The 26,526-nt window shown below is 36.7% G+C and carries 25 protein-coding genes; 15 read left to right on the forward strand and 10 right to left on the reverse strand.

Going from position 1 to position 26,526, the window contains the following annotated elements:
* Positions 1 to 711: an ATP-binding cassette domain-containing protein gene (locus BM207_RS06110; protein ID WP_090992688.1), complete on the reverse strand. Its 711-nt coding sequence runs from the start codon at positions 709 to 711 to the stop codon at positions 1 to 3.
* A gap of 98 nt (positions 712 to 809) precedes the next feature.
* Here BM207_RS06110 and BM207_RS06115 point away from each other — a divergent pair, with 98 nt between their 5' ends.
* The 3 genes from BM207_RS06115 to BM207_RS06125 all read left to right on the forward strand — a co-directional run bounded on the left by BM207_RS06115 (position 810) and on the right by BM207_RS06125 (position 4,634).
* Complete coding sequence (locus BM207_RS06115; protein ID WP_090992689.1) at positions 810 to 2,288, forward strand: glycine--tRNA ligase; 1,479 nt, start codon at positions 810 to 812, stop codon at positions 2,286 to 2,288.
* Between the two features lie 66 nt (positions 2,289 to 2,354).
* Positions 2,355 to 4,184 (forward strand): alpha-L-fucosidase, encoded by a 1,830-nt coding sequence (locus BM207_RS06120; protein WP_090992690.1) that lies wholly within the window; start codon positions 2,355 to 2,357, stop codon positions 4,182 to 4,184.
* An 87-nt stretch (positions 4,185 to 4,271) separates the two neighbouring features.
* Entirely contained in the window at positions 4,272 to 4,634 is a 363-nt protein-coding gene (locus BM207_RS06125; RefSeq protein ID WP_090992691.1) for a VOC family protein, read from the forward strand.
* On the opposite strand, the gene BM207_RS06130 is transcribed toward BM207_RS06125, so the two are convergent.
* Both BM207_RS06130 and BM207_RS06135 read right to left on the reverse strand, forming a co-directional pair.
* Positions 4,607 to 4,981 carry an arsenate reductase family protein gene (locus BM207_RS06130; RefSeq protein WP_090992959.1) on the reverse strand — a complete coding sequence of 125 codons (375 nt, stop codon included), beginning with the start codon at positions 4,979 to 4,981 and terminating at the stop codon, positions 4,607 to 4,609. The two genes, BM207_RS06125 and BM207_RS06130, sit on opposite strands and share 28 nt — an antisense overlap.
* A complete protein-coding gene (locus BM207_RS06135; RefSeq protein ID WP_090992692.1) occupies positions 4,974 to 6,176 on the reverse strand; it encodes a C40 family peptidase in 1,203 nt (400 codons plus the stop codon). Before BM207_RS06135 ends, BM207_RS06130 begins: the two co-directional genes overlap by 8 nt.
* A 150-nt stretch (positions 6,177 to 6,326) precedes the next feature.
* On the opposite strand from BM207_RS06135, the gene BM207_RS06140 reads away from it, so the two are divergent.
* From BM207_RS06140 to BM207_RS06165, 6 genes are all read left to right on the forward strand, one after another.
* On the forward strand, positions 6,327 to 8,258 hold the full coding sequence (locus tag BM207_RS06140) for an LTA synthase family protein (RefSeq protein ID WP_090992693.1): 1,932 nt from the start codon (positions 6,327 to 6,329) through the stop codon (positions 8,256 to 8,258).
* A 2-nt stretch (positions 8,259 to 8,260) separates the two neighbouring features.
* Positions 8,261 to 8,746, forward strand: coding sequence for a GtrA family protein (locus BM207_RS06145; protein ID WP_090992694.1), 486 nt, complete (start codon positions 8,261 to 8,263; stop codon positions 8,744 to 8,746).
* A gap of 1 nt (position 8,747) precedes the next feature.
* The gene (locus BM207_RS06150) at positions 8,748 to 9,074 is read left to right on the forward strand and encodes a DMT family transporter (protein WP_090992695.1); all 327 of its coding nucleotides are present in this window, start codon (positions 8,748 to 8,750) and stop codon (positions 9,072 to 9,074) included.
* A 94-nt stretch (positions 9,075 to 9,168) separates the two neighbouring features.
* Positions 9,169 to 10,953, forward strand: coding sequence for an aromatic amino acid hydroxylase (locus BM207_RS06155; RefSeq protein ID WP_090992696.1), 1,785 nt, complete (start codon positions 9,169 to 9,171; stop codon positions 10,951 to 10,953).
* A 43-nt stretch (positions 10,954 to 10,996) separates the two neighbouring features.
* Complete coding sequence (locus BM207_RS06160; protein ID WP_090992697.1) at positions 10,997 to 11,698, forward strand: SDR family NAD(P)-dependent oxidoreductase; 702 nt, start codon at positions 10,997 to 10,999, stop codon at positions 11,696 to 11,698.
* 54 nt (positions 11,699 to 11,752) lie between these two features.
* On the forward strand, positions 11,753 to 12,283 hold the full coding sequence (locus tag BM207_RS06165; protein ID WP_090992698.1) for a C40 family peptidase: 531 nt from the start codon (positions 11,753 to 11,755) through the stop codon (positions 12,281 to 12,283).
* A gap of 6 nt (positions 12,284 to 12,289) precedes the next feature.
* Here the strand turns inward: BM207_RS06165 and BM207_RS06170 are convergent, their stop codons facing one another.
* Together BM207_RS06170 and BM207_RS06175 are read right to left on the reverse strand one after the other, a co-directional pair.
* The gene (locus tag BM207_RS06170; RefSeq protein ID WP_090992699.1) at positions 12,290 to 13,177 is read right to left on the reverse strand and encodes a flavin reductase family protein; all 888 of its coding nucleotides are present in this window, start codon (positions 13,175 to 13,177) and stop codon (positions 12,290 to 12,292) included.
* A gap of 1 nt (position 13,178) precedes the next feature.
* A complete protein-coding gene (locus tag BM207_RS06175) occupies positions 13,179 to 14,177 on the reverse strand; it encodes a fumarylacetoacetate hydrolase family protein (RefSeq protein ID WP_090992700.1) in 999 nt (332 codons plus the stop codon).
* A 300-nt stretch (positions 14,178 to 14,477) separates the two neighbouring features.
* On the opposite strand from BM207_RS06175, the gene BM207_RS06180 reads away from it, so the two are divergent.
* The 3 genes from BM207_RS06180 to BM207_RS06190 all read left to right on the forward strand — a co-directional run bounded on the left by BM207_RS06180 (position 14,478) and on the right by BM207_RS06190 (position 18,060).
* Complete coding sequence (locus BM207_RS06180) at positions 14,478 to 15,644, forward strand: homogentisate 1,2-dioxygenase (protein WP_090992701.1); 1,167 nt, start codon at positions 14,478 to 14,480, stop codon at positions 15,642 to 15,644.
* A 42-nt stretch (positions 15,645 to 15,686) separates the two neighbouring features.
* Positions 15,687 to 16,817 carry a 4-hydroxyphenylpyruvate dioxygenase gene (gene hppD / locus BM207_RS06185; protein ID WP_090992702.1) on the forward strand — a complete coding sequence of 377 codons (1,131 nt, stop codon included), beginning with the start codon at positions 15,687 to 15,689 and terminating at the stop codon, positions 16,815 to 16,817.
* A 367-nt stretch (positions 16,818 to 17,184) separates the two neighbouring features.
* Complete coding sequence (locus tag BM207_RS06190; protein ID WP_245768045.1) at positions 17,185 to 18,060, forward strand: YihY/virulence factor BrkB family protein; 876 nt, start codon at positions 17,185 to 17,187, stop codon at positions 18,058 to 18,060.
* Here the strand turns inward: BM207_RS06190 and BM207_RS06195 are convergent.
* A complete protein-coding gene (locus BM207_RS06195) occupies positions 18,057 to 18,335 on the reverse strand; it encodes a hypothetical protein (RefSeq protein ID WP_090992704.1) in 279 nt (92 codons plus the stop codon). The genes BM207_RS06190 and BM207_RS06195 overlap by 4 nt on opposite strands.
* A gap of 133 nt (positions 18,336 to 18,468) precedes the next feature.
* The gene (locus BM207_RS06200) at positions 18,469 to 19,059 is read right to left on the reverse strand and encodes a porin family protein (protein WP_090992705.1); all 591 of its coding nucleotides are present in this window, start codon (positions 19,057 to 19,059) and stop codon (positions 18,469 to 18,471) included.
* A 113-nt stretch (positions 19,060 to 19,172) separates the two neighbouring features.
* Between BM207_RS06200 and BM207_RS06205 the strand changes: the two genes are divergently transcribed.
* Together BM207_RS06205 and BM207_RS06210 are read left to right on the forward strand one after the other, a co-directional pair.
* On the forward strand, positions 19,173 to 20,942 hold the full coding sequence (locus BM207_RS06205) for a sensor histidine kinase (protein ID WP_090992706.1): 1,770 nt from the start codon (positions 19,173 to 19,175) through the stop codon (positions 20,940 to 20,942).
* A 91-nt stretch (positions 20,943 to 21,033) separates the two neighbouring features.
* Complete coding sequence (locus tag BM207_RS06210; RefSeq protein ID WP_090992707.1) at positions 21,034 to 22,809, forward strand: sensor histidine kinase; 1,776 nt, start codon at positions 21,034 to 21,036, stop codon at positions 22,807 to 22,809.
* Here the strand turns inward: BM207_RS06210 and BM207_RS06215 are convergent.
* The gene (locus BM207_RS06215) at positions 22,802 to 23,110 is read right to left on the reverse strand and encodes a hypothetical protein (protein WP_090992708.1); all 309 of its coding nucleotides are present in this window, start codon (positions 23,108 to 23,110) and stop codon (positions 22,802 to 22,804) included. The genes BM207_RS06210 and BM207_RS06215 overlap by 8 nt on opposite strands.
* Before the next feature lie 125 nt (positions 23,111 to 23,235).
* Between BM207_RS06215 and BM207_RS06220 the strand changes: the two genes are divergently transcribed.
* The gene (locus tag BM207_RS06220) at positions 23,236 to 24,381 is read left to right on the forward strand and encodes a tetratricopeptide repeat protein (protein WP_090992709.1); all 1,146 of its coding nucleotides are present in this window, start codon (positions 23,236 to 23,238) and stop codon (positions 24,379 to 24,381) included.
* Between the two features lie 40 nt (positions 24,382 to 24,421).
* Here BM207_RS06220 and BM207_RS06225 read toward each other — a convergent pair whose 3' ends face one another.
* Together BM207_RS06225 and accC are read right to left on the reverse strand one after the other, a co-directional pair.
* Entirely contained in the window at positions 24,422 to 25,012 is a 591-nt protein-coding gene (locus tag BM207_RS06225; protein WP_090992710.1) for a riboflavin synthase, read from the reverse strand.
* Positions 25,012 to 26,526, reverse strand: a complete 1,515-nt coding sequence (gene accC, locus BM207_RS06230; RefSeq protein ID WP_090992711.1) for an acetyl-CoA carboxylase biotin carboxylase subunit — start codon at positions 26,524 to 26,526, stop codon at positions 25,012 to 25,014. The genes BM207_RS06225 and accC overlap by 1 nt, the downstream gene beginning before the upstream one ends.

The following is a 26,526-nucleotide window of genomic DNA, read 5'->3' on the forward strand; positions in this document are numbered from 1 at the left end:
TTAGGTGTTTGTGAGTTTTTTGAAAATTTCTTCCAAAGACTGCGGTGCATACTTCTTCTTTAACGATAAAAGTGACTCATCCGCTACAATTTTGCCTTTATTAATTATAATTATATCATCACAGATAGCATCAACTTCTTGCATGATGTGAGTAGAAATGATAATGGTTTTTTCCTTTCCCAATTCCTTAATCAATAACCTAATATCCGCTAGTTGATTAGGGTCTAATCCTGAGGTGGGTTCGTCTAAAATTAAAACTTTGGGATTATGGATAATTGCCTGTGCAATCCCCACTCTTTGTTTATACCCCTTAGAGAGCATTCCAATTTTTTTATGTTGCTCTGGCTCCAAACCCACTTGCTTAATCACCTCAGCTACCCTACTCTTTAAATTTTTAAGTTTATAGGTTTCTCCTACGAAACTTAAAAACTCCCTCACATACATGTCAGCATAAAGCGGTGTATTTTCAGGTAAATAACCTATATCTCTCTTAACCTCGGTCGCTTTTGGATTTATTGGTCGTCCATTAATTTCAGCATTTCCAGATGTTGGCGCTAAATACCCAGTAATCATACGCATGGTTGTAGATTTACCAGCGCCATTCGGACCAAGAAAGCCTAAAATCTTCCCTTCCCTTGCTTCAAAACTGATAGAATCAACTGCTTTTTGTCGACCATAATGCTTAGCTAGTTCTTTTACCTTGATGCTCATGTGGTTCAAAAATAGGTTTAAATTTGAAATATCTTTTACATTCCTACGGTAAAATACCACTTTACATCTAACAGTTAAAATATTACCTTTGCTTCACTATGGCTAAATCGAACGACGAACAATTTAAAAATGTAATCTCTCATGCTAAGGAATATGGTTTTGTATTTCAAAGCAGTGAAATATATGATGGCTTAAGCGCCGTTTATGACTACGGACAATTAGGTGCAGAGTTAAAAAACAATATCAAAACATATTGGTGGAAAGCCATGGTACAAATGCATGAAAATATTGTGGGTATTGACTCTGCAATATTTATGCATCCGAAGGTATGGAAAGCAAGTGGTCATGTTGATGGTTTTAATGACCCAATGATCGACAACAAAGATTCAAAGAAACGTTACCGCGCCGATCAGTTATTAGAAGACAAAATTGCGAAATACGAAAAAGATGGCAAAACCGATAAAGCAGCTAAATTGCAAGCTGATATGGATGCCGCTTTAACTGCTGAAGACCTTCCCCGATTAAAAGTATTAATTGAAGAACAAGAAATTGCCTGCCCAGTAAGTGGCACAAAAAATTGGACTGATGTACGTCAGTTTAACTTAATGTTCAGCACCCAATTTGGCGCCATGGCTGAAGGAAGTGACGAGGTATATCTTCGCCCTGAGACAGCACAAGGTATATTTGTTAACTTTTTAAATGTGCAGAAGTCTGGAAGAATGAAAATCCCTTTCGGAATTGCACAAATTGGAAAAGCCTTTAGAAACGAAGTTATTGCAAGGCAATTCATCATGCGCATGCGTGAATTTGAGCAAATGGAAATGCAATTCTTTGTTCGTCCGGGTGAGGACAAGAAATGGTTTGCCTATTGGAAAGAAGCCCGCTTAAAATGGCATAAAGCATTAGGTACTTCGGCCGACAAATACCGTTTTCATGACCATGTAAAGTTGGCCCACTATGCGAATGCTGCTACCGACATCGAATTTGAATTCCCATTTGGGTTTAAAGAGGTTGAAGGAATTCACAGTAGAACTGATTTTGACCTTACCCAACACCAAGAGTTTTCGGGTAAAAAAATGCAGTATTTCGACAATGATTTAGACGAAAACGGTAAACCTTATGGAAATTATGTTCCCTATGTAATCGAAACTTCAATCGGTTTAGATCGTATGTTCTTGTTAACGATGATCAATGCTTTTCAAGAAGAAGATTTGAGCACAGCAGATAAACAAGATAGCCGCACTTTATTGCGCCTACATCCAGCCTTGGCTCCAGTTAAGGTGGCCGTATTCCCTTTAACTAAAAAAGATGGACTACCTGAAAAAGCGCGTGACATAATGAACACTTTAAAATTCGACTTTAATTGTGTCTATGAAGAAAAAGATGCCATTGGAAAGCGTTATCGCCGTATGGATGCGATTGGCACTCCCTTCTGTGTAACGGTGGATCACCAAACGCTAGAGGATAACACCGTTACAATTCGTCACCGGGATACCATGGAGCAACAAAGAATTGAAATCAAAGAGTTGCATACCATTATTGAAGGTAAGGTAAGCTGGAGGAATTTGTTGGCTTAAATAACATAGAAACCGCTGACCAAAAATCAGCGGTTTTTTTAACAACTTTACATACAGTTTTTCTACATGCTCCATAAAAAAATTATAGTTATTATCCTCGTCCTTTGCGGTTTAAAGGCAGGCGCCCAGTCTAACCAAACTCAGAAGATGCAATGGTTTGCTGACGCAAAATTCGGTATTTTTATCCACTGGGGCATCTATTCCGTAAATGGCATTTCCGAGTCATGGGCATTTTATAATAACTACCTTAATCACGACGCTTATATGAAGCAGTTAAATGGGTTTAATGCTGCTAAATATAACCCTCAGCAATGGGTACAGCTCATTAAGGAAAGTGGTGCAAAATATGCGATAATTACAACTAAACATCATGACGGCGTTGCTTTATGGGACAGTAAAGCAGTTAATGCTACCACAACTATAAAGCACAGTGCAGCTAAACTCGACCTTATTTCTCCATTTGTGAGCGCTTTAAAGAATGTAGGCTTAAAAACCGGGCTTTATTATTCTCTACCCGATTGGAGTTATCAAGACTATAATGTTTTCACCAGAGAAACGAAGCGATATGATATCAATAAAGAACCAAAGCGATGGGATAAATTTGTTAACTACTACCAAACACAACTGAATGAACTATCTGCTCAATTTAAGCCTGATTTGCTTTGGTTCGATGGCAATTGGGAACATTCATCAACCGAGTGGCATACTGATCAAACACGCAAGTCCTTACTGAGCTATAATCCTGATTTAATTATTAACTCAAGGTTAGATGAACACGGCGATTATGAAACTCCCGAACAAGGCGTACCCATTGTAAAACCTGAAGGCAAGTATTGGGAGTTATGTTATACAATGAATGATTCATGGGGATATCAACCTTATGACAAAAAATATAAGTCGACCAATATGATTATTCAAACACTTGTTGAATGTTTAGCTATGGGTGGAAATTTGTTATTGGATATCGGACCAAAGGCTGATGGAACCATTGTACCTGAACAATTAGCTATTTTAAAAGGACTCGGAAGGTGGACTAAAAAGCACGCCGAAGCAATTTATGGAACGATAGCGGGTCTTCCTAAAGGTCATTTTATCGGAAAAACTGCACTTTCAAAGGATGGAAAAACGCTCTATTTATATTTAAACCATCAAGATAAAAGCGGCGTGTTATTACAGGGAATACGTTCTAAAATAACCCAAATTTCGGTATTGGGTTATGCTGGAAAAATTAGTCATTGGCGCTTGGAAAATGATAATTATTTGATTTCAATACCCGATTTAGCCTATGATAAAGATGTTACCGTAATTAAAGTTAAGCTAAACGAGGCGATAGAGTTGAGCGACCCAATTTTGGGCGATATAAGTTATCAAGATGCACTTACGAAATCGACTGAGCCAGCTTCGCTAAAAATAAAGAGAATTGCTGCCGCTTGTCAAAAAGGTTTAAACCCATTCAAAGATAGTCCGCTAACGGTAGACGGTTTAAACTTCAACACCGGCGTTAACCCGCTCGATCAACAAGTTAACGATTGGGTAGTTAAAAATGTAGAAGCTTTACATAAAACAAGGAAAGGCATTGAACAAGGTCATTTCGAAGGTAAAACTGCATTGTCTGCAGATCTTCAGACATTGTTTCTTTTCGTGGAAGGCAAACCTAATGGACCAATTGCGATCAAGGGTTTAAAAAATGGCATCAGCAGAATTAGGGTTGTTGGTGAAGGAACCATGCTTGATCACTCCATTTATAATAAACTATATTGGAGTAAAGTCCCAGGAATTATTTACATTGACATTCCTAAGGACCGACTAGACGCAAACTTAACCGTAATTTCGGTTTTATTGGATAGCCCAATTGAGCTTTACAGAGAGAAAGTTACGGCAATAGAAAGTAATTAAGTAAACTCCCGACTAAACTCCCGACTTCGCAAGTCGACCCTTTATGCGCCGACTTACGAAGTCGGAATTGATAAAAAATGGTTAGAAATGAAAGTAAGGCTTCAAGAAATAGAATTCGGGTCGAATGCGGTAGAGCAAACAAAAAACTTCTATCAGTCCATCTTTGGTATGGAGGCGACGGTAGACCACCAAAACTTAACGGTTTTTACTCTACCTACAAATGCTATTGATTTCAATATTTCTACTCACGTGCCTGCTCAGTCTATGCGCGCTTGTTTTTTAACTGATGATTTGCAAGAGATTATGGAGCGATTAACTTCAAATTCAATAAAGTTTGAAGGACCAAAACCATCGCATTTGGGAATGACGAGCATTGAGTTTAAAGATCCAAATGGAAACTGGATCAGGGTAAATCAGCCTAGTCAATCATCACCCGATTGGCTTAAATAATTAATTGATTCCTGTAATGTTTCAGAGGATCTTGCTATAACAGCATGGTTGCCCTTGATTAAAATTGGTCTTTGAATGAGTATCGGGTATTCGTGCATCGCATTGACCCAATCTTGATCGCTTAGTTCCTTACCTTTAAATTTTTCAATATAAATCTTTTCAGTTTTTCTAATCAGGTCGTGCGGTTTGCAGTTTAATTTTTCCACAATCTTGGTTAAATCAGCTATGGTAGGCACCTTCTTTAAATATTCGATCAGCTCAAATTCTTCTCCAGATTGTTTAAGGGCCGATAACGCAGTACAACTTTTACTGCAGTTATTATTGTGATAAATTGTAAGCTTATTCATTTTCCCCATACCAATTGTGATGATCAACTCTCGTAATTTGCGGCCTCCCAATTGCTGTTAATATTCTTCTCGCACCAACTAAAGTAGTAGCTTGTCCACCATCATAGTTAGTTTTATTGGGTATTAGGCTACTAATTTTCACCATTCCCGCCGACTGGATAAATTCCCCTTCGCCCATATAAATTGCGGTATGGCTTACCCTACCTCCATTAATACCCTTTCGTTTGGCTGCCGAGAAGAATAATAAATCGCCAGGTTGCAAATTTTTCAAGCATTTGCTAACACTGATAGAATCATTTTCTAATACATCGATGGCATCACCAACCAATGCTTGTTGTGAAGCATCTCTTGGGATGATAATCCCATTCAAGAAATAAGCAGTCTTAGTAAAGCCGCTACAATCTACGCCCTTAATAGATGTACCACCCCACAAGTAAGGCACTCCTAACAAAGTAATTGCTTCGGACAGTATTGCACTTGCTTTTGGGTTTGGTTTTTTTACCCAGTTTTGATAAGAAGCTGCAAGGGATTTTTGAATATATCCGATGCGTTGATCTGGGAAACATACTTTATAATAGCCTTTTTCTTGTCCTAAAAATTGTAATATATTTCCCTTTACTAAATCCGAAACCCTGAGTGAATTTTCATCTGCTTTACTAAAGGCATGTCCGTAGTCGGCCTGGAAAATGACCTTCTCACTGGCTTGCCAAACTTTAAAAGTTTGCTCGTCCATTAACTTTAAGGCTCCCCCATCTGTCCACGCTAAATAATTATCTGGTGTTTTAACCAAATAAAATCCACCCTGTTTTTTAAAAACTTGAACTGGTGTCCCCAATAACATTTGGGTCATTAATTCAGCACCGTGTTGTGGATTACTTCGATTATTACCAACAGAAATATTGGCAACTCCATAAATTAATCCGTTTAGCGATTTTGCAGGCAATAAAGTTGAAGAAAATTTATTTGTTCCCTCTTTCGGTCTTGCTTTTTCAAATTCTTTTATAACTATTTCTGATGTGCTTTCTAATTTAACAGAATCCCCTTTAAACCGTATATTGAAATAAATATCCCGCATATCAGGAGCAAATTTTTTCTGAATTTGGGTAGCAATTGCACGATATGTTGCTGTATCTGATTGAGCGTTTAAGGTGATTGCGAAAAAACTGAAAATAAAAAAAAGAGAAAATTGCTTCATTGTATTAAATTGTTTAACTAAGCTACGAAATTTTTAACTTCCTCCCGCTCTGCCGACTCGCTCTGCCGACTTCGTAAGTCGGCACCTAAAGGGCCGACTTACGAAGTCGGAATTCGAAATCTTTCCTTAAATTGCACACTTTTAAACAAAATGCGTCTAAATATTAACAAAAAACAATCTATTTATACTGCGTTACTTTACCGGTTTCTACTGGTAATGCTTTTATATACTATTTGCAGATTGTGTTTTTACCTGGCAAATCAAACTTTTTTTAACCATTTAAGTCTGGCAGATTTAGCTTATATTTTTGCCGGAGGAATTAAGTTTGACCTAGTTGCGCTACTTTATATTAACTCACTTTACATTGTTTTACAAACAATTCCATTTACTTTCAGATATAAGGAGGCCTATCAGGTTTTCTGCAAGTGGTTGTTTATTACTACAAACAGTATCGGCTTTCTAGCGAATTTTATTGATTTCGCCTATTACAAATACACGTTGAAGCACACTACAGCAAGTGTATTTTCGCAATTTAGCAATGAACAAAACAAGTTAAAGTTGTTTTTAGATTTCTTGAGTGATTATTGGTATCTGGTAATCCTTTTTGCCGTATTCACCTATGTGTTTATCAAGTTGTACCAAATAATTCGCATCACTAAAGCGCCTACGTTCACTTGGAAAATCTACTTAACCCATACTTTAATCCTAATAGCTATTGCGGGTTTGGCGGTAATTGGTATGCGTGGTGGATGGAGACATAGTACCCGTCCAATTACCATGAGTAATGCTGGCGATTTTGTTAAGCAGCCAAGTGATATGGGATTAGTATTGAACACACCCTTTACCATTATAAAAACATTAAAACGAGCTGCATTAAAGCCTATAAATTACTATGACGAGCAAACGCTGAAATCAATTTACAACCCCATACACCAGCCCTTAAACAAAGACCCTTTTAAAAACTTAAATATTGTTTTTTTAATTATCGAGAGCTTGGGTAAGGAGCATATTGGGGCATTAAACAAAGACTTATTAGGGGGCAAATATAAAGGCTACACTCCTTTTTTAGATAGCTTAGTCGACCAAAGTTTTACTTCTTCGCATACTTATGCCAACGGACGAAAATCTATTGACGCGCTTCCTTCTATCATTTCTGGAATTCCATCAATACGCGAACCCTTTGTATTGTCAAGTTACTCTGGCAATAAAACAACAAGTATTGCTAAACTACTGAATGATAAAGGCTATGAAACCGCATTTTTTCATGGAGCACCAAACGGCTCGATGGGTTTTTCAGCCTATGCAAATTTAGCTGGAATTAAAAACTATTTTGGGAAAACCGAGTATGCAAATGACAATGATTTTGATGGTATTTGGGGAATATGGGACGAACCGTTCATGCAATACATGGCAAAAACCATCAATACTTTTAAGCAACCTTTTTTCTCGGCCTTTTTTTCAGTATCTTCTCACCACCCATTTAAAGTGCCTGAAAAATATATAGGAAAATTTCCAAAAGGTCCATTACCCGTTCAAGAACCAATAGGGTATACGGATTTAGCTATAAGAAATTTCTTTGCTACCGCCTCAAAAATGCCCTGGTACCAAAACACCTTATTTGTCATCTGCGCAGATCATGCAACTGTTTCTTATTTATCTGAGTATCAAACTTTGCCGGGTTATTTCTCTATTCCAATCCTATTCTATTATCCAGGTGGAGACCTGAAAGGAAAAACTGACAAATTAATTCAGCAAGCTGATATTATGCCTACTGTATTAAATTATTTAAATTATGATAAACCTTATTTTGCTTTCGGCTTTGATGCTTTTAACTCAAAAAACAACAACTTTGTAGTAAATAACAATGACGGAAATTTTAGTTTATATCAAGGTGATTACTTATTGCAAAACGACGGACAAAAATCGACTGCTTTATTTAACTTAAAAACAGATCGCTTAACCAAAAATAATATCTTGGGTGATGAACCTGGGGTACAAAACGAGATGGAAAAATATTTAAAAGCTTTTATTCAACAATACAACAATAGAATGATTAACAATGAGTTAACAGTTAATGATTAAGCATGAGGAAATTCGCGTTAAAGGTCATTGATTTTTTTTACCCACCTTTTCGAAGGTGGTTTAGCCTGCATACTTTTCGATACTTAGCCTCGGGTGGGATAACTGTTTCTACCGGCATAGTGGGCTACTTTATTATTTTTAATTACATTTTACATCAGCAGGATGTTAAAATAGGTGATTATTTAATCACTGCGCACATTGCTGCGCTATTTATTGAATCTGGCTTTACCTTTGCTGTGGGGTTCATGCTTAATAAATACCTGGTATTTACCCAGTCTACTTTGGTTGGCAGAATACAACTTTTTCGATATGCAACTGTTTATGGCACAAACATCTTACTCAATTATGCATTGATGAAAATTTTAGTGGAAGGTTTTCAATTTTTCCCTTCCGTAGCAAAAGCGCTGATTACAATTGTGCTAGCTATATCCAGTTATTTTTCCCAAAAGTATTTTTCGTTCAAAGTAAAAAAACCTAAAACGCCCTAACATGAATTGGATTATTTTAATTATTGCTGGATTATTTGAAGTGGCTTTTGCATTCTGCTTAGGAAAGGCTAAAGAAACAACGGGAAATGATACTTATTTTTGGTATGGCGGCTTTTTGGTTGCCTTAACAATCAGCATGTCACTACTCATTAAAGCCACGCAAAACCTTCCTATCGGAACCGCATACGCCGTTTGGACCGGTATTGGAGCTGTTGGTACAGTTTTAGTAGGCATTTTTATTTTCAAAGAGCCTGCCACGTTTTGGAGAATGTTCTTTATAGTCACTTTAATCGGTTCGATTATTGGATTAAAAGCCGTATCTCATTAACTACAACCCATCATATTACCGTAAAAGAACCGTGTTTTTTTGGATTAGTACTCAAAACAAGCTACTTTAGCCATTATCAATCTACAGCACCACTATGAGTGATTTTAATGATTTTAACAACGAGCAAGTAGCGAAACTTCCCAAACATTTAAGACAGTTCATTGTTGAGCAGCATTACGAAAAATATACGCCAATTGATCAAGCAGTTTGGCGTTATGTAATGCGTCAAAATTACAGTTATCTTAAGCATGTGGCCTACTATCCTTATATTAAAGGCTTGCAACGTGCTGGATTAAGCATAGAGTACATTCCGAACCTTCAAACCATGAATGATAATTTAGGTAAAATTGGCTGGGGTGCGGTAACTGTTGATGGATTTATCCCACCAGCAGCATTTATGGAATATCAAGCTTATCGGGTATTGGTTATTGCGGCCGACATTCGTCAGATTAACCATATCGAGTACACTCCTGCCCCTGATATCATTCACGAAAGTGCAGGCCATGCTCCTATTATTGCGGATACCGATTACAACAATTACCTCAGTTACTTTGGTTCAATCGGAGCAAAAGCAATGTTTTCGAGTAAAGATTTTGAGCTTTACGAAGCGATCCGTAAACTTTCTATTCTAAAAGAAGCTGTTGATTCTGACGAAAAGGAGATCGCTCTCGCCGAAAAAACATTACGCAATATTGCGGATAACATGGGAGAACCTTCTGAGATGGCACTATTGGGTCGTTTGCATTGGTGGACTGTAGAATACGGCCTAATCGGAACTTTAGAAAATCCAAAAATTTATGGTGCTGGTTTGCTTTCATCAATTGGAGAAAGTGCAAGCTGTATGGACCCAAAAGTAACCAAGCTATGGTATAATTTAGATACGATTAATTATCAGTACGACATTACTCAAACACAACCGCAGCTTTTTGTAACGGAAACTTTCCAAAATTTAATTGATGTTTTAGAGGCTTTTGCAAATACCATGGCGTTTAGACGTGGAGGAACTGAAAGTATTTTAAAAGCAATAGAATGTAAAAATCCGAGTACTGCAGTATATAGTTCCGGCTTGCAGCTCACTGGAGTTTTTACTGATGTGGGAATTGCCAAAAACGACGAGTTAACTTTTATCAAAACTACTGGCCCATCTGCTTTGGCTTATAAAGGAAAGCAATTATCTGGACATGGAAAAACGTACCATGCCGATGGTTTTTCATCGCCTGTTGGTAAATTAAAAGATATAACTAAACCCCTTGAAGATCATAATTTAACCGAACTTGAGAGTTTAGGAATTGCTGTTAACCAACAAGCAAATCTTACTTTTGAAAGCGGGATTAATGTGAATGGTTCCGTTAAAGAAATTATCGTTCAGGATAATAAAGTAATTCTTATAGCTTTCGAAGAATGTACAGTAAAAGAAAGCAATGGAAATATTTTATTCCAGCCCGACTGGGGAACTTACGATATGGCTATTGGGGAGAAAATAATTTCGGTGTTCAATGGTGCTGCCGATAAAGATGCCTATGAAGAAATTACTTTTGTAAGCAAGCAGGAAACACATAAAATTGCCTACGACAATCATACCCAACAGTTACATACCTTATATCAGAAAGTACGTACTGTAAGGGAAAACCAAGTTGGATATGAAGAATTAGCAAGTATATTCAATCAGTTAAAAACTGCACATAGGTTTGATTGGCTATGCGCACTTGAAATTTTAGAAATTGTACATCATCAAAAAATTGATCAAGATTTTGAGAAAGAATTGAGAATTTATTTAGAGATGAAAGCAGCAAATGACCCCGACCTTGCTAAATTAATCAATGATGGTTTGCACGTTATTGCGAACCCAGTGAGCCAATTGATTACGGAGAACGACTAATGGTAGAGAATCGTCATTGAATAACAAATAACAAACTAACAATATGAACATCGTTATCACAGGAGCAAGCAGTGGCATAGGCTTCGAAACTGCCTTGGAATTTGCTTTAGATCCTAAAAACAAAATAGTTTGCATAGCGAGATCGGCAGATAAACTTCGTAAACTTTTAGAAATCGCGAAGGGGATTAACCCAGACTGCACACTTTTGCCTGTTGAATTTGATTTAGTGAATGACGACTACGCTGCGCTAATTCCCTTTCTCACCGAGCGTTTAGGAACAATCGATATTTTAATTAATAATGCAGGGAGTTTAATCAATAAACCATTTACCGAAACTAGTACAGCCGACCTATTCGATATGCTAGAAAGTAATGTAATCAGTCACTTTAAAATGATCCAGCATGCACTTCCCTTGTTAAAAAGTGGTAGTCATATTGTAAATGTAGGAAGTATGGGTGGCTTTCAAGGTAGCGTGAAATTCCCAGGTTTGGCGGCTTATTCGGCCAGTAAAGCAGCATTGCATACTTTGAGTGAATGCCTCGCTTTTGAACTTAGGGAAACCGGTATTAAAATAAATTGCTTGGCCTTAGGCTCAGCACAAACCGAAATGCTTGAAGCAGCATTCCCAGGCTATGAAAGTCCTGTAATGGCATTTGAAATGGGAAAATACATTGCTGATTTTGCAAGAACAGGACATAAATTCTTCAATGGAAAAGTATTGCCCGTTGCAGTTACCACGCCATAGAAGTTTTCCACATTTACCTTAAATTTCATTTTTTTATTACCTTTGGTTGATCGTATGAAGAGAACTCTCCTCACTTTTTGTCTGCTTGCTTTCTTTACTTTAACCAGTAGAGCCCAAGATAACACGTCTTTACCGCGGCAGTATCAAAAAATGATGGGAAAAATCTTCGACAAAATCCCAGAGGTGGCAAATCCTGCCGTTCAGCTATTGGATTTTGCGAAATCAATGATCGGAACTCCCTATCGTTACGCATCTAGCAATCCCGACAAGGGTTTTGATTGCTCTGGCTTTGTCAATTATGTTTTTAAAAACTTCGGGTTTAGTGTACCCCGTTCCTCTCCAGAATTTGCGCGCGCAGGAGTGCCTGTTAAACTAAATGAAGCTAAAGTAGGTGATGTGCTTATTTTTACCGGTAGTAATCCAAGGGTAAGAAAAATTGGACATGTCGGCATTATATCCTCTATTGAAGATGGAGAGATTAAATTTATCCATTCAACCTCTGGTAAAGCTCATGGAGTTACAATCACAGATTTTGACGGTTACTACAAAAGTAGATTTATCAAGGCTGTAAGTATCATTGAATAGATTTAACTATAATAGCACCACTTTCAGCGCATCTGCAACATTACCAATGGCTAAAAACTGACGGGCAAGTTCATGCAATTCTCGTTCTCTTTGTTGAGCATCACCTATAGTAGCATCTAGAATATCCTTAACATTTGCATTCCATTGTATTTCGTCAATCTCCTCAGCACTTGGTAGATTTTCAATATTACCCAACATTCCTAAGTCATTACCAGTGAGCACAACAGAGTTCCTAACTGCAACCGGTAAATTATCAATTCCAATTCCTAATGTAGTTAGTGGTTTTGCAACCTTAAACAGATTATCAGGTGTAACTCTGCAATACCAATCGCCACCTAAACGGGCCACCAAATCAATTTTTGCCTGATCAATCTTCCCTTCTTCATCCAAAATTTCTTCTTTAAGATGTATGAGTTTAATCTCCGCTAAAACTAAATTTCCCGCACCATTTTTATCGCCTAAAGGGATAACGTCTGTAACCATACATTCTAACTGAACAGGAGCTTCAGCCACCCTTGGAGGCCTCACCAATGCCGATTGCAGCATAGTAAAGCCGGCCTTTTCAAATTCATTTACACCTTTTGCATATTCTGTACTGGCCAAGCTAGTCTGTTGTACCATCGCATAATCGATGATATTAATCACACATTCTTTAACCTCGAGAACATTTTCTAGGGTATGCTTAGTAGTGTTATCACGTACGCGTCTCGCTGGCGAAAAAATACAAACCGGCGGATTGGTACTAAATAAATTAAAAAAGCTAAAAGGACTTAAATTGATATTACCAGCTAAATCAATTGTAGACGCAAAGCAAATTGGTCTGGGCGCAATAGCATACTGCAGGTAATTTTGAAGTTGTACTGGTGAAAGATCCGCTGTATTTAAGGTCAACATGTTAATTTTTCTTCAACCCCAATAAAGAGAAATCTGTGTCCACTTTGGTAATGATATTGGTCAAGACACCCAATCCCGTAATTTCCATCTCTACATCATCACCTGCTTGTAGCCATTGTGGTTTATAATTAGCATCATTAAGTAAACCTGTACCATTCAGCTCCAAAAAGCATCCTGTCCCTACTGTTCCCGAGCCTATCACGTCGCCCGGCAAAACATCTACACCATACGCACAACGTTCTATGATTTCTGCAAATGTCCAATCCATATCTGCCATATTCCCTGCTGAAACTTGCTGACCATTTACACTGCAAGTCATTTTTAAATTGTAAGCATTACCAACATGATTTGGTTTCGCATCGACTTTAAAAGGCTCCAATTCATCTGGTGTAACTAGCCATGGACCAATCACCGTTGAAAAATCTTTACCTTTTGCTGGACCCAGGCTTAATAACATTTCTTCCATTTGCAAGGTCCTGGCACTCATATCATTCATGATCATAAAACCAGCTATATAATTATCAGCCTCTGCTGCCTTAATATTCCTCCCTTTTTTTCCGATTACAATGGCAACTTCTAATTCAAAATCAAGTTTTTGAAAATGATCTGGCATACAGGCAATTTCTCCAGGACCTTGAATAGCATTATGATTGGTAAAATAAAAAATAGGGTATTGATCAAATTCCGCTATCATGTCTACTTTCCGATTGCGTCTGGCAGCTGCAACGTGTTGCCGAAAAGCATAACCATCTCTGCAAGAGGTTGGGTGCGGAACAGGAGCTAATAACTCATAAAAAACCTCTTCTTTAGGTTTTAAGGAACCATCAATGATTTCTTGGTTTATCTTTTTTGCTCTTTCCATTAAAGCATCACCTCCCTGCAGAAAAGCATTCATTTCATCGGGGATTAGCTTATTACAAGAATTTAGATTATAGATATGGCCATTCACGAAAACACCTAAGTGCTCTCTATCTTCGGTTTTATAAGAAACTAGCTTCATAATTATTTGGTTTACGGGGTCAAAGCTAAAAAAATAATTTGAGCACTTAGATGGTTATTTAAATTATTAAATTTGAATATAGCGATAAAAAAGCATAATTTAGCGCTCACAATGATCAGTCATTTAACATATCAAAATCACAATGCTCATGAGGTTCTTGCAGCATTTAGATATGCCATGCTTTCTAAAATCATTTTTGCGCAATATTCTTAGCTGAGTTCTACTTTTATCTGCTTTACAAGAAACGTTTTCACGTTCTTTTCGTTATAAAATAATATACTAACCAAATTACCTAACGCTATGCCTATATATCATACATTAGGAACAATTCCTGCTAAAAGACACACTGTTTTCCGTAAACCTAATGGTGAGCTTTACGCTGAAGAATTGGTTTCTACCGAGGGTTTCTCGAGTTTATACTCCCTCGTTTACCATTGTCACCCACCCACAATTGTAAAATCATTAGGTGAACCTTACTCAGTTGAACCTAAAATTGCCCGCGAAAAACATTTACGTCATACGAGTTTAATTGGCTTTAATATTAAGCCTGAAGACGATTACCTACAAAGCCGTAAACCTGTATTGGTCAATAGTGATTTACACATTTCACTAGCAGCGCCAAAGAAATCAATGACTGATTATTTTTATAAAAATAGTCAGGCAGACGAAGTAATCTTTATACATGAGGGTAGCGGAATTTTAAACACTGGCTTCGGCAAGATTAAATTCGAGTATGGCGATTATTTGGTTATTCCTCGGGGCACAATTTATCAGTTAACCTTCAATGATGAAAAAAACCGATTGTTTATTATTGAAAGTTTCAGCCCTATCCGTACACCAAAACGTTATCGCAACGCTTTCGGACAATTAGAAGAACATTCACCTTTTTGCGAGAGAGATATCAAAAGACCAACGGACTTAGAAACAATTGACGAAATTGGAGATTTTAAAGTCCTGATCAAAAAGCAAGGGATCATTTATCCTTATACATACGGAACACATCCTTTTGATTTTGTAGGATGGGATGGATTTCATTATCCATGGGCATTTTCAATCCATGATTTTGAGCCAATAACCGGCCGTTTACATCAACCTCCGCCAGTTCATCAGACATTTGAAGGACACAATTTTGTGATTTGCTCATTTGTACCTCGTAAATATGATTATCACCCTTTATCTATCCCTGCCCCTTACAACCATAGCAATGTAGATAGCGATGAAGTGCTGTATTATGTTGATGGAGACTTTATGAGCCGCAAAAGCGTGGTAAAAGGACAAATTACTTTACATCCAGGTGGAATACCTCATGGCCCTCACCCCGGAACAGTTGAAAAATCAATCGGGCAAGAAAAAACAGAGGAACTGGCAGTGATGATAGATCCATTTAGGCCTTTAATGTTAACACAAGATGCTGTCGACATTGAAGATGAAAGCTATCATACAAGCTGGCAAATTAACGTAGAATAGACTAGGATTAATAGGATTAATATATTTAAAATATACCACACAATGTCAACACAAACATTCGCAGAAAAAATAGCAAAAGCGCAAGATTTCCTTCCTATCAACGGAACAGACTATATAGAGTTTTATGTGGGAAATGCTAAGCAAGCTGCACATTATTATAAAACCGCATTTGGCTTTCAATCTTTAGCATATGCCGGACCTGAAACAGGTGTAAGAGATAGAGCTTCGTATGTTTTAAAACAAGGCAAAATTAGATTAATCTTAACAACTGCTTTAAAGTCGGACCATTTGATTGCAGCGCATGTTAAAAAGCATGGTGACGGCGTAAAGGTTTTAGCCCTTTGGGTAGATGACGCATATAGTGCATTTGAAGAGACTACCAAAAGAGGTGCGAAACCTTATTTAGAACCCCAGACTTTAACTGACGAACACGGGGAAGTTAAAATGTCCGGAATTTATACCTATGGAGAAACGATCCATATGTTTGTGGAACGGAAAAATTATAACGGTATTTTTATGCCGGGTTATCGGGAGTGGGTAAGCGATTACAACCCTGAAGACGCCGGATTACTTTATATTGATCACTGTGTTGGCAATGTAGGTTGGAACAGGATGAATGAAACAGTAAAATGGTACGAAGACGTAATGGGCTTCGTAAATATTTTATCGTTTGATGATAAGCAAATTAATACGGAGTACTCTGCTTTAATGAGCAAAGTAATGAGTAATGGCAATGGCTTTTCAAAATTCCCGATTAATGAACCTGCAGAAGGCAAGAAGAAATCCCAGATTGAAGAATATTTAGAATTTTATGAAGGTGAGGGTGTTCAACATATAGCGGTAGCGACAAAAGATATCGTTAAAACAGTAAAAGCATTAAAAGCCAGGGGTGTTGAGTTTTTAAGTCCACCTCCAGAAGCTTACTACGAAATGATGCCGAATAGAGTTGGCAAAATCGATGAAGAAATTGAATTGTTAAAAAGTTTGGGAATCTTGGTTGATTGTGATGAAGAAGGTTATTTACTTCAGATATTTACAAAGCCTGTTGAAGATAGGCCTACGCTTTTCTTTGAAATTATTCAGCGTAAAGGTGCCCAATCCTTTGGTGCCGGGAACTTTAAAGCATTATTCGAGTCCCTTGAACGAGAACAGGAATTGCGAGGAAACCTTTAATATTACGATTGGTCGGCGGGTAATCGCCGACCAATTAACAATGCCCCAAAGCGTAATAGATAATTACAAATATGATAATTGTCGATAAGCAGCCTCCGCCTAATTTTTTGGCTCCGTAACCGGCCAATATTGTTCTAAAAAAACTGTTCATAATATAAGGTTTAATATATAACCGTTAAAAACGAAAAAAGTTTACTCAAAGCGTCCTCGCTTGTGCGCCTATTTTCTTTCAGCAGCACCTTATTATTTAAGCCAGGTTTAATTAAAGAATGATTATTATATAAATTTATTAATTTTGGGCTAGTTAAGCTCAAACATGTACGCTATCGCATTTAAAAGATCTAAATTATTTCTAAAGCATTTAAGAATGGCATTTAAGCTGTTCCAAAAAAATGATCCTTTACGTTTAGCAGGTGCCACAGCATTTTTTACCAACTTTGCACTTCCTCCTATCCTACTGATATTGATTAGGCTATTCGGTTTTTTTGTTGATAGAAGAAATTTTGCAACGAGACTTTTTGATCGCTTAGCAAGCATTTTAGATGACAGTAGCATCACGCAGATTCGTCAGGTCTTGAGAAACATCAGAGGGGTGGATTACAATTGGTGGGCAACGATTATAAGTTTTGTGTTTTTCGTATTTGTAGCTACCACCTTATTTAGTGTTATAAAGAGCTCCTTAGATCAAATATGGAGCATTGGATTAAAGGGAAAAATGGGAATCATATTTAATCTTAAGCTCAGAGGACGATCTATGGTCATTATCTTATTAGCGGGAATATTATTTTTTGTTGGTTTGCTGACCGATAGTGTACAGGCATTTATAGGAGGCTACATTAACAATGCAGCACCAACATTTGGAAAGATTTTTTTGTCAATCTTAAATGAAATTTTATTTATCTTAATAGTGACCACATGGTTTGCTGTGTTGTTCAGATTTTTAACCAATGGCAGACCTAATTGGAAAACTGCTGTAAAGGGCGGTTTATTGACTGGTATTTTATTTACTTTAGGTAAATATATTCTACGGATTATGCTACCACTAAGTAACATAGGTAATATTTATGGTGCTTCAGGATCTATCGTATTGATTATGCTATTCGTATTTTACTCCTCGTTGATCTTCTACTTCGGGGCTTGCTTCGTAAAGGTATTAAGTGAATCTAGCAAAAAACCAATCAGACCAATAAAGGGGGCATTCCTTTATGAGTTAAAAGAAATCATAAAAGACGATAAAATTTAATTGACAGGTCGGTCTACCTGTTCAAAGCCTTGCATTTCGAAAACAGCTAGCTTATTCAATATATTAAAATGTAAAATTCCAAAGAAATTAAAAACCCCATTTTTTCCTTTTGCTTCAATGCAAATGGTTTCTTTAAGAATTTCTCGCTGTGCTAAATTTGGGTCATTTAACAATACACTTTCGTCCTGTATTATTATATCTTTTGCCTCAATTGCAAATTCCTTTAAGAGCGCCAAAAAACTCTGCCCGTTTAAGAGTAATTCTTTAAGATTCATATGGTTTAGGATTAAATTACAAAAATCATATATCAAATCTTAAGCCAAAAAGAAAATGAGAAATCCGCTTTACCCTAGTCACTTAAGGCGCTAGTTCAAACAGATTTTTCATTTAAAAAACTGGTGCTTCGCTCTAGAAAATTCTAAACCCTACTCCAATTGTATAGAGGTTTAGTTTTGTCGTAGGATAACCCCCTGCTGAATTAATTTCAGACAAGCCAGATTCATACCTTGCATCAACATTCAACTTTCCAATGTCTAGACCAACTCCAAATTGCCAACCAATTGAATTCTCTTTAAAGTCGCCATTGAAAGCAGAAGATGCAGCTTGACCAAAATTCTGTTCTTCATCTAGCATTAAAGTGAAGACTGGTCCCGTATTTAAACGAAGTCCAATTCCGGCAGCACCAAACTTAGTCCCAATTAGCACTGGAACATCTAAACTGGTAAATCTTACCCCGTTTTCCAGTCCATTAGCAGTAACTAAATTGGACTTCTTACCAGACAAATAGGCTTCAGGCTGCAGGTGTATTCCAGCTCCTCCAATTCTAGCCCAAATACCGCCATAATAACCAGCCTGATTATCGCTGCTAAAGGTATCTTTTGTCTTAAATTTTGATAAATTCATACCACCTTTTATTCCTAACTGAAAAGTTGGCAAACCTTGGCTAAAAGCATAATAGCTTGATAGCATGAATAATAATGATAAACTGATCTTTTTCATAACATGATAATTGTATTTAAAAATAACTATATTTTTAATTGAAAGCTAAATTATGTAGTTTTATACATCTCCCTATTAGATAAGCCATATTAGCAATATACCATTATGCCCTAATGACTTTTACATTCAATATTTATGCCATCCTTTTAATTCTCTTTGGGTCGGTAACCATTGCATTAGCGTTTTTTATTTATAGAAAAGGAGGAAACGCTGTTCGATGGTTTAGCTTAATGATGTTTTCGAACGCCATCTGGTCTATTGCATATGGTTTTGAGTTGGCAAGTGCAGATATTTCTCAAATCAAAATTTTATTGGATATTGAATATATCGGCATTGCTACTGTACCTCTGAACTGGTTTTTATTTTGTCTGCATTTTAGTGGAAAAGAATGTTGGTATAAAAAGCCATTAAATATAGTTTCTCTTCTTTTTATTCCGGTTGTCACCGTCCTCATGGTTTGGACAAACTCCTACCACCATTTGCATTACGCAAGTGCAAAAATGGCTACTGGCACCCCATTTCCAATGATCGATCTCACTCCGGGAATTTGGTATCAGATTTTCACTATTTACTTTTATTTGATAATGGCTTGTGGTTGTTTTTTGTTAGCCATAAAATTCCGTAAGTCCGATCCGATTTTTAGAAAACAGAACTACAGCTTAATCGTTGCCGCAGCAATTCCTTGGATTGCAAATATCGCCTATCTTCTTGGAATAAGGCCATTAGGCTATGTAGATGTAACACCATTTGCTTTTGTGATAACAAGTTTCTTAATTTTATTGGGCATCTATAAATTCAAATTATTTGACATAATCCCCTTAGCTAGAGAAAAAGTATTAGAACTAATGCAGGATGGATTTTTTGTCCTTGATAAGGACTACAGAATAATTGACTATAACCAATCCATAAAAAGATATATCAATTATACTCCCAACCTCAAATTGATAGGAAGTAGTTTAGAACAATTGTTACCAGACCAGCCCAACTTTCTGGAAATGTTGAATCGCCATGCTCCGGGAAAAATTGAATTAGATGTGCCCGTTGATGGTGAAATTTTATCGTTAGAGGCTGACATCATATTTCTAGATGATAATAAAATAAACAATGATTTTATTATCATCAAGTTACAGGACCTCACTGCGTACAAAAAAGAAGCTATTCGCTCTAAGGAACAATCCAACGAATTAGAGCGGTTAAATCAACTTAAGGACAGGATATTTTCCATTATAGCCCATGATCTGAGAGGCCCATTGGTTAATCTCTCCGAAGTGCTAAAAATGATTGCGAATAACCAGATTAGCAATGATGAGTTTAGGAATATCTCTCCTACATTAAGCAAGGACATTATTTATACCACTGATTTGCTGGAAAACATCTTGCATTGGTCTAGAAGTCAGCTAAAAGGATATGGGGTCAATAAAGAGGTTTTCAATATCAGAAATCTAATTATCAACGAGATCAATTACCATTTGCCAGCTGCAGAACTTAAAAAAATTAAAATCATCCATGACGTTTTTCCCGGGGAGATGGCCTATGCTGATATCTTAATGATCCAAATTGTCGTTAGAAACCTCCTCAATAATGCTATTAAATTTTGTAATCCGGGGAACGAAATACATATAACTGCCAACTATCAGAAAAACAAAACCATGTTAGTTTGTATAGAGGATAATGGTATGGGAATTAAAAAAGAAGTATTGGGCAGACTTTTCAAAGATGAGAATATAACGACAAGAGGAACTTTAAATGAAAAGGGCACAGGGTTAGGATTGATCGTATGTAGGGATTTCATGATACGCAACGATGGAAATATTACCGTAACTAGCGTGGAAGGAAAGGGGGCAAAATTCTGTCTAATTTTACCTGTGGGAGAGCTCAACTAAGGTTGATCAAGTTGTTCATTTTCTACAATTTAACTTGTTAAAAACGTATTTTATAGTAAGTTTATTTATTGCTTAGTATATAACCTCTCAAATGGCGCTTTCTTTTAATCCTTACGCGTTTATACTGATATTTTTCGGGATGGCCACCTGTATATTATCAGGCTTTATCTATAAGCGGGGAGGAAACGCATTTAAGTGGTTCATTTTGATGATGCTATCAAATGCCATCTGGTCTATTCCTTATGGCCTAGAACTTGCCAGCACATCGCTTAAGCAGATTAAATTCTTCATATGCTTGGAGTATATTGGAATTGGGACACTTCCGATTTGCTGGTTTATTTTCTGCCTAAACTTTTGTGGCAAAGAAGCCTGGCTTGAGAAACGTAGGAATGTGATCTTACTTGTGGCTTTCCCAATCATTACTTTGCTTATGGTTTGGACTAATGCTTACCATCATTTACACTATAAGCAGATCGTTATTGGAACTACAGGTCCTTTTCCAATAGCCAATACAGAACCCGGAGTATGGTATTTCATTTTTACCCTTTATTTTTATTCCCTTTTAACATTTGGGTGTTACTTAATATTTATAAAGTTTAAAAATGCAGACCCGATATTTCAAAAGCAGAATTATGCCATTGTCATAGCTATCCTTATACCTTGGTTAACCAATTTTACTTTTCTATTGGGTTTTAAGCCATTGGGTGAGATAGATGGAACACCATATGCCTTTATGGTTACTACCTCTTTAATCTTATTGGGGATTTATAGATTTAAGCTATTTGATATTTTGCCCATTGCAAGAGAAAAAGTTTTAGAATTAATGCAGGATGGATTTTTTGTGTTGGATCAACAACATAGAATTATTGATTATAACAAATCAACCTTAAAATACATTCATCTTCCTACCGGCAAAAAGTTGAATGGATCAAATTTAGAAGAGTTATTTCCAAATCAGCACACATTCTTTGATCGAATTAAAAAACATGAATCTGGAAAAATAGAATTGGATATCATTTTAAATGGAAATCATATTTATTTGATAGCAGACATACTTTTTTTGAACGACAATAAAATAAATAATGACTTCAGCATTATCAAATTGCAAGATCTCACCACATTCAAAAAAGATGCGATTAAAGCTGCAGAGCAAGCAAACGAGCTAAATAGACTGAATCAACTAAAGGATAGGATTTTCTCCATCATTGCCCATGATTTAAGGGCTCCTTTAGTAAATATCTCTGAAATTTTAAAAATGGTAGGCAATAACCAAATCACCATTGATGAATTTAAAGCGATAGCCCCTAATTTTAATAAAGATATCATTTACACAACCGAACTTTTAGAAAATATCTTGCATTGGTCTAGAAGCCAATTGATCGGATTTGGAATTAAAAAAGAACCCTTTAACCTAAAAAACTTAATTATCAATGAAATCAATTACCACTTACCTGCGGCTAATTTCAAAAAGGTTAAAATAAACTATGGTTCCTTCCCCGCCGAAATGGTGTATGCAGATATCATTATGGTTCAAATGGTTATCAGAAATCTTATTAGCAATGGGATAAAATATTGTCATCAAAACTGCGAGATCGATATACAGACCTCATATTTAAAGCATAACCAGTTATTGATAATGATAAAAGACAATGGTATAGGTATATCTCAACCGATTTTTGAGAAACTCTTTAAAGACGAAAACATTTCTACAAGAGGAACATTAAACGAAAAAGGAACCGGATTAGGTTTATTGATCTGCAAGGATTTCATGGAGCGAAACAACGGCTCCATTCATGTAGAAAGCACCGAAGGCAAGGGCACTATATGCTCTTTATTACTACCTACTCACAAAGAAAAGGTTAATTAGTATTATTCCCAGTTACACCATCAATGGCCTGTTGCTCCTTTAAGGCATCGACATTATTTTTGTTCCCGAAATTTTGTGTTTTTTCAGCGAAATAAGCTAAAATATCACGTATTGAATCCAAATTATCGGCAACCCTTTGATGCATATCCGGCAAATCTTTATCAAGTTTTTTATCACCAAGATCAATATTATCGACCTCAATTTTTCCTATCTTTTGAATAATTGCCTGTTGTGAGTGTTGTAAGTCTTCTAATTCTCTTACAATCTTTTCCATTAATTCAAACTTCTTTAAGGTATCCATAAACTTTTAATTTAAATAGTGTTTCAGTTTAAGAACGAGTTATACTACCGAAAAGTTTTAAATAGTTTGGATTTCATTTGGAAACTAAGGGAATAACTAATATATTAGTTAATAAATAACTTGATATGAAATACATTTTTTCCCTCCTCTTATTAACTATCTTTTCCCACCATTTGTATGCTCAAAATGCGCTGAATTATGATAAAGAGAAATTATTAGAATATTATCAATCACAGCGCTATGCAGAAGCTGCTCAGTACCTCCAAACAGTTTATCCAGAAGATACACAAGATACGAAGGCCCTGAACCAAATAGCTTATTGCTTTATGATGGCAGGCAAATTACCCGAAGCCGAAAAAAATTACCTTAAACTAGTTGCTCAAACACCTACTTCGGTACCAGTGCTTTTTAACTTAGCGAACATAAATTTACGGAGAGGAAATGGTATAAAGGCAAAGAGTTATTTTGAAAGCATCATCCAACTAGACAGTACAAACTTTAACGCATATAAAAAACTCGCCGATTTATATGAGAATGCTACCGACAGTCAAAAAGTTATTTACCTTATTAAAGCTAACCAAATTAATCCCATAGAGGCTGATGTAGCGTTAGATTTGGCGAAAGCTTATCAAAAGTTAAAAAAATATGAACCTGCCTATGACATACTGTTAAAAGCAATAGCTGCCGATACTGGCCATCTAATTCTACAACAAGCAAAATTACCAATTGCCATACAGCTTAAAAAATATAGAGAAGTTATCGAAACTGGGGAAAAACTCTTAACTGCAGGATTTGATGCCAATGTAGCAAAAGACGTCGGAATGGCTTATTTTTACCTTAAAAATTATGAAAAAGCGATTTCTTATTTTAAAATGCTTGAAATGATCACCGCTCAAACTGAAAGCACTTTATACTACACTTCCTTATCCTATCGAAATCTAAATAATTATCTATTAGCTGCTGAATATGCAAAAAAAACCATCGAAGAAGGAATATCACCCAATACATCCAGCTATTATCTCTTATTGGGAGGTATTTACGAAATTAATAACAAGTCAACAAGCGCAGTAACCGCATATAAAAGGGGATTAACTTTTAAAGAAAATGGAAATATTTATTACCGTCTGGGCATTTTATATGATTTTAAACTAAATCAAAAGAAAAGTGCGTTGACCTATTACAATCGCTACTTAAAAAGCAAACCCGACACTGCAGCCGACAAAGAGCAGATTAGTTATGCGCGAGCAAGATTAGCCGAACTAAAAAAGTAACACGTAACAACCCAAAACTTATCCAATACAATAATACTCGCTAATCCTTTATTCCCATTAGCCGGGCAACATATTTTCCAATAATATCAAATTCAAGATTAACTTCATCACTAACTCGTACCTGATGCAAATTAGTATGATCGTAAGTGTAGGGGATAATAAACACCGAAAATTCGTCAATTGTAGCGTTCACTACCGTCAAACTAATTCCATTAATACAAATAGATCCCTTTTCAACGGTCACATTTCCAAGTGAAGAATCGTATTTAAAACGATACTCCCAGCTCCCATCTAATTCTTTAACCAAAATACAAGTGGCAGTTTGATCAACGTGCCCCTGAACTATGTGACCATCTAAACGAGCATTCATTTGCATGCACCGTTCCAGATTAATTTTATCGGCTACCTTTAAATGAGCGAGATTAGTTTTCGCTAAAGTTTCTGCAATTGCCGTAACAGTATGCGTAGTTTCGTCCACGTTAACAACAGTTAAACAAACGCCATTATGGGCTACACTTTGATCGATTTTTAAAGCTGAACTCATTGCGGAAGCTATTGTGAAATGAACATTGCTTCCTTCAGTTTCAATTTTACTAATTTCGCCAAGCGTTTCAATAATCCCTGTAAACATTAATTATAGTTTTTTCTATTTTTTAACCATTTGCTTTCCTGCATAGTAACCACATTGATTGAGGATGCTTTTTGATCTTTCAATAAAAATACCCCGGCAATTGCGGCTAACATAGCTTCTTCTTCCCTACCATTCTTTAAACTATCGGCATTAAAATATTTACCAACAAAATGTGTATCAAATTTTCCGGATGTAAAGGCCTCGTGCTGCATTACAAATTTACCAAAGCTTAAAGTAGTTTGTATGCCTGTAATGTCATATTCATCAATAGCTCTGATCATTCTTTCAATGGCTTCGTCCCTATTTGCGCCATAAGTAATTAATTTGGCAATCATTGGGTCATAATAGATCGGTATTTCCATTCCTTCTTCAAAGCCGTCATCTACCCTTACGCCACTCCCCTTCGGGGTTTTATAGGTTTGTAATGTACCGATATCGGGTAAAAAATTGTTCAATGGATCTTCAGCATAAACCCTCAGTTCAACAGCATGGCCATTTATTTTTAAGGCCTCCTGTTTTATAGAGAGTGCCTCTCCCCGGGCAACTTTAATTTGTTCCTTAACCAAATCCAACCCAGTAATCATTTCTGTAACAGGATGTTCAACCTGTAAACGGGTATTCATCTCCAGGAAGAAAAAATTAAGGTTCTCATCCAGGATAAACTCCACTGTTCCTGCTCCAACGTAATTTACTGCGCGGGCCACATCAATAGCGCATTTACCCATTTCTGCCCTAATTTTATCTGTTAGCACCGCCGATGGAGCCTCTTCAATTACTTTTTGATGTCTGCGCTGTATTGAACATTCCCGTTCAAAAAGATGCACGATATTTCCATGGGTATCTCCCAAAACCTGTATTTCTATATGACGAGGAGAGGTCACATAGCGTTCAATAAATACAGCCCCATCGCCAAAGGCAGAAGTAGCTTCACTCACTGCCAGATGCATTTGCTCTTCGAAATCTTCGGATTTCTCAACTATCCTCATTCCTTTTCCACCACCACCTGCTGCTGCTTTGATCAAAATTGGAAATCCAACTTCAATTGCCCGCCGTTTAGCTTCCTCAATATCCGTTATGGCATCTTCTGTGCCGGGAACCATCGGAATGCCATATTTTAAGGCTGCAGCTTTGGCCGATAATTTATTACCCATCACCTCCATAGCTTCTGGAGTTGGACCAATAAGTATCAGTCCTGCAGCCTTTACTGCTCTCGCAAAAGCTGCGTTCTCCGATAAAAATCCATATCCCGGATGAATTGCTTCTGCTCCAGTTTGCTTACAAGCTTCAATAATCTTACTCCCTACCAAATAGGATTGATTGGATGGCGCCGGACCAATACAGATAGCTTCATCCGCATACCGTACATGCAACGCTGTTCTATCAGCTTCAGAAAAAACAGCTACGGTTTTGATACCCATTTCCCGGGCCGACCTCATTATTCTTAAAGCAATTTCTCCTCGATTGGCAACTAAGATCTTTGAAATGGGAAATGTGAAATTTGGGCTATTAGACAT

Origin of the sequence: Pedobacter insulae (genome assembly GCF_900113525.1) — a bacterium.
Classification (GTDB): Bacteria; Bacteroidota; Bacteroidia; order Sphingobacteriales; family Sphingobacteriaceae; genus Pedobacter; species Pedobacter insulae.

What these genes read in the sequence shown, in the direction of transcription:
- BM207_RS06110 (WP_090992688.1), bottom strand. Translation starts at nt 711, where the DNA reads ATGAGCATCAAGGTAAAAGAACTAGCTAAGCATTATGGTCGACAAAAA.
- BM207_RS06115 (WP_090992689.1), top strand. Translation starts at nt 810, where the DNA reads ATGGCTAAATCGAACGACGAACAATTTAAAAATGTAATCTCTCATGCT.
- BM207_RS06120 (WP_090992690.1), top strand. Translation starts at nt 2,355, where the DNA reads ATGCTCCATAAAAAAATTATAGTTATTATCCTCGTCCTTTGCGGTTTA.
- BM207_RS06125 (WP_090992691.1), top strand. Translation starts at nt 4,272, where the DNA reads ATGAAAGTAAGGCTTCAAGAAATAGAATTCGGGTCGAATGCGGTAGAG.
- BM207_RS06130 (WP_090992959.1), bottom strand. Translation starts at nt 4,981, where the DNA reads ATGAATAAGCTTACAATTTATCACAATAATAACTGCAGTAAAAGTTGT.
- BM207_RS06135 (WP_090992692.1), bottom strand. Translation starts at nt 6,176, where the DNA reads ATGAAGCAATTTTCTCTTTTTTTTATTTTCAGTTTTTTCGCAATCACC.
- BM207_RS06140 (WP_090992693.1), top strand. Translation starts at nt 6,327, where the DNA reads ATGCGTCTAAATATTAACAAAAAACAATCTATTTATACTGCGTTACTT.
- BM207_RS06145 (WP_090992694.1), top strand. Translation starts at nt 8,261, where the DNA reads ATGAGGAAATTCGCGTTAAAGGTCATTGATTTTTTTTACCCACCTTTT.
- BM207_RS06150 (WP_090992695.1), top strand. Translation starts at nt 8,748, where the DNA reads ATGAATTGGATTATTTTAATTATTGCTGGATTATTTGAAGTGGCTTTT.
- BM207_RS06155 (WP_090992696.1), top strand. Translation starts at nt 9,169, where the DNA reads ATGAGTGATTTTAATGATTTTAACAACGAGCAAGTAGCGAAACTTCCC.
- BM207_RS06160 (WP_090992697.1), top strand. Translation starts at nt 10,997, where the DNA reads ATGAACATCGTTATCACAGGAGCAAGCAGTGGCATAGGCTTCGAAACT.
- BM207_RS06165 (WP_090992698.1), top strand. Translation starts at nt 11,753, where the DNA reads ATGAAGAGAACTCTCCTCACTTTTTGTCTGCTTGCTTTCTTTACTTTA.
- BM207_RS06170 (WP_090992699.1), bottom strand. Translation starts at nt 13,177, where the DNA reads ATGTTGACCTTAAATACAGCGGATCTTTCACCAGTACAACTTCAAAAT.
- BM207_RS06175 (WP_090992700.1), bottom strand. Translation starts at nt 14,177, where the DNA reads ATGAAGCTAGTTTCTTATAAAACCGAAGATAGAGAGCACTTAGGTGTT.
- BM207_RS06180 (WP_090992701.1), top strand. Translation starts at nt 14,478, where the DNA reads ATGCCTATATATCATACATTAGGAACAATTCCTGCTAAAAGACACACT.
- hppD (WP_090992702.1), top strand. Translation starts at nt 15,687, where the DNA reads ATGTCAACACAAACATTCGCAGAAAAAATAGCAAAAGCGCAAGATTTC.
- BM207_RS06190 (WP_245768045.1), top strand. Translation starts at nt 17,185, where the DNA reads ATGGCATTTAAGCTGTTCCAAAAAAATGATCCTTTACGTTTAGCAGGT.
- BM207_RS06195 (WP_090992704.1), bottom strand. Translation starts at nt 18,335, where the DNA reads ATGAATCTTAAAGAATTACTCTTAAACGGGCAGAGTTTTTTGGCGCTC.
- BM207_RS06200 (WP_090992705.1), bottom strand. Translation starts at nt 19,059, where the DNA reads ATGAAAAAGATCAGTTTATCATTATTATTCATGCTATCAAGCTATTAT.
- BM207_RS06205 (WP_090992706.1), top strand. Translation starts at nt 19,173, where the DNA reads ATGACTTTTACATTCAATATTTATGCCATCCTTTTAATTCTCTTTGGG.
- BM207_RS06210 (WP_090992707.1), top strand. Translation starts at nt 21,034, where the DNA reads ATGGCGCTTTCTTTTAATCCTTACGCGTTTATACTGATATTTTTCGGG.
- BM207_RS06215 (WP_090992708.1), bottom strand. Translation starts at nt 23,110, where the DNA reads ATGGATACCTTAAAGAAGTTTGAATTAATGGAAAAGATTGTAAGAGAA.
- BM207_RS06220 (WP_090992709.1), top strand. Translation starts at nt 23,236, where the DNA reads ATGAAATACATTTTTTCCCTCCTCTTATTAACTATCTTTTCCCACCAT.
- BM207_RS06225 (WP_090992710.1), bottom strand. Translation starts at nt 25,012, where the DNA reads ATGTTTACAGGGATTATTGAAACGCTTGGCGAAATTAGTAAAATTGAA.
- accC (WP_090992711.1), bottom strand. Translation starts at nt 26,526, where the DNA reads ATGTCTAATAGCCCAAATTTCACATTTCCCATTTCAAAGATCTTAGTT.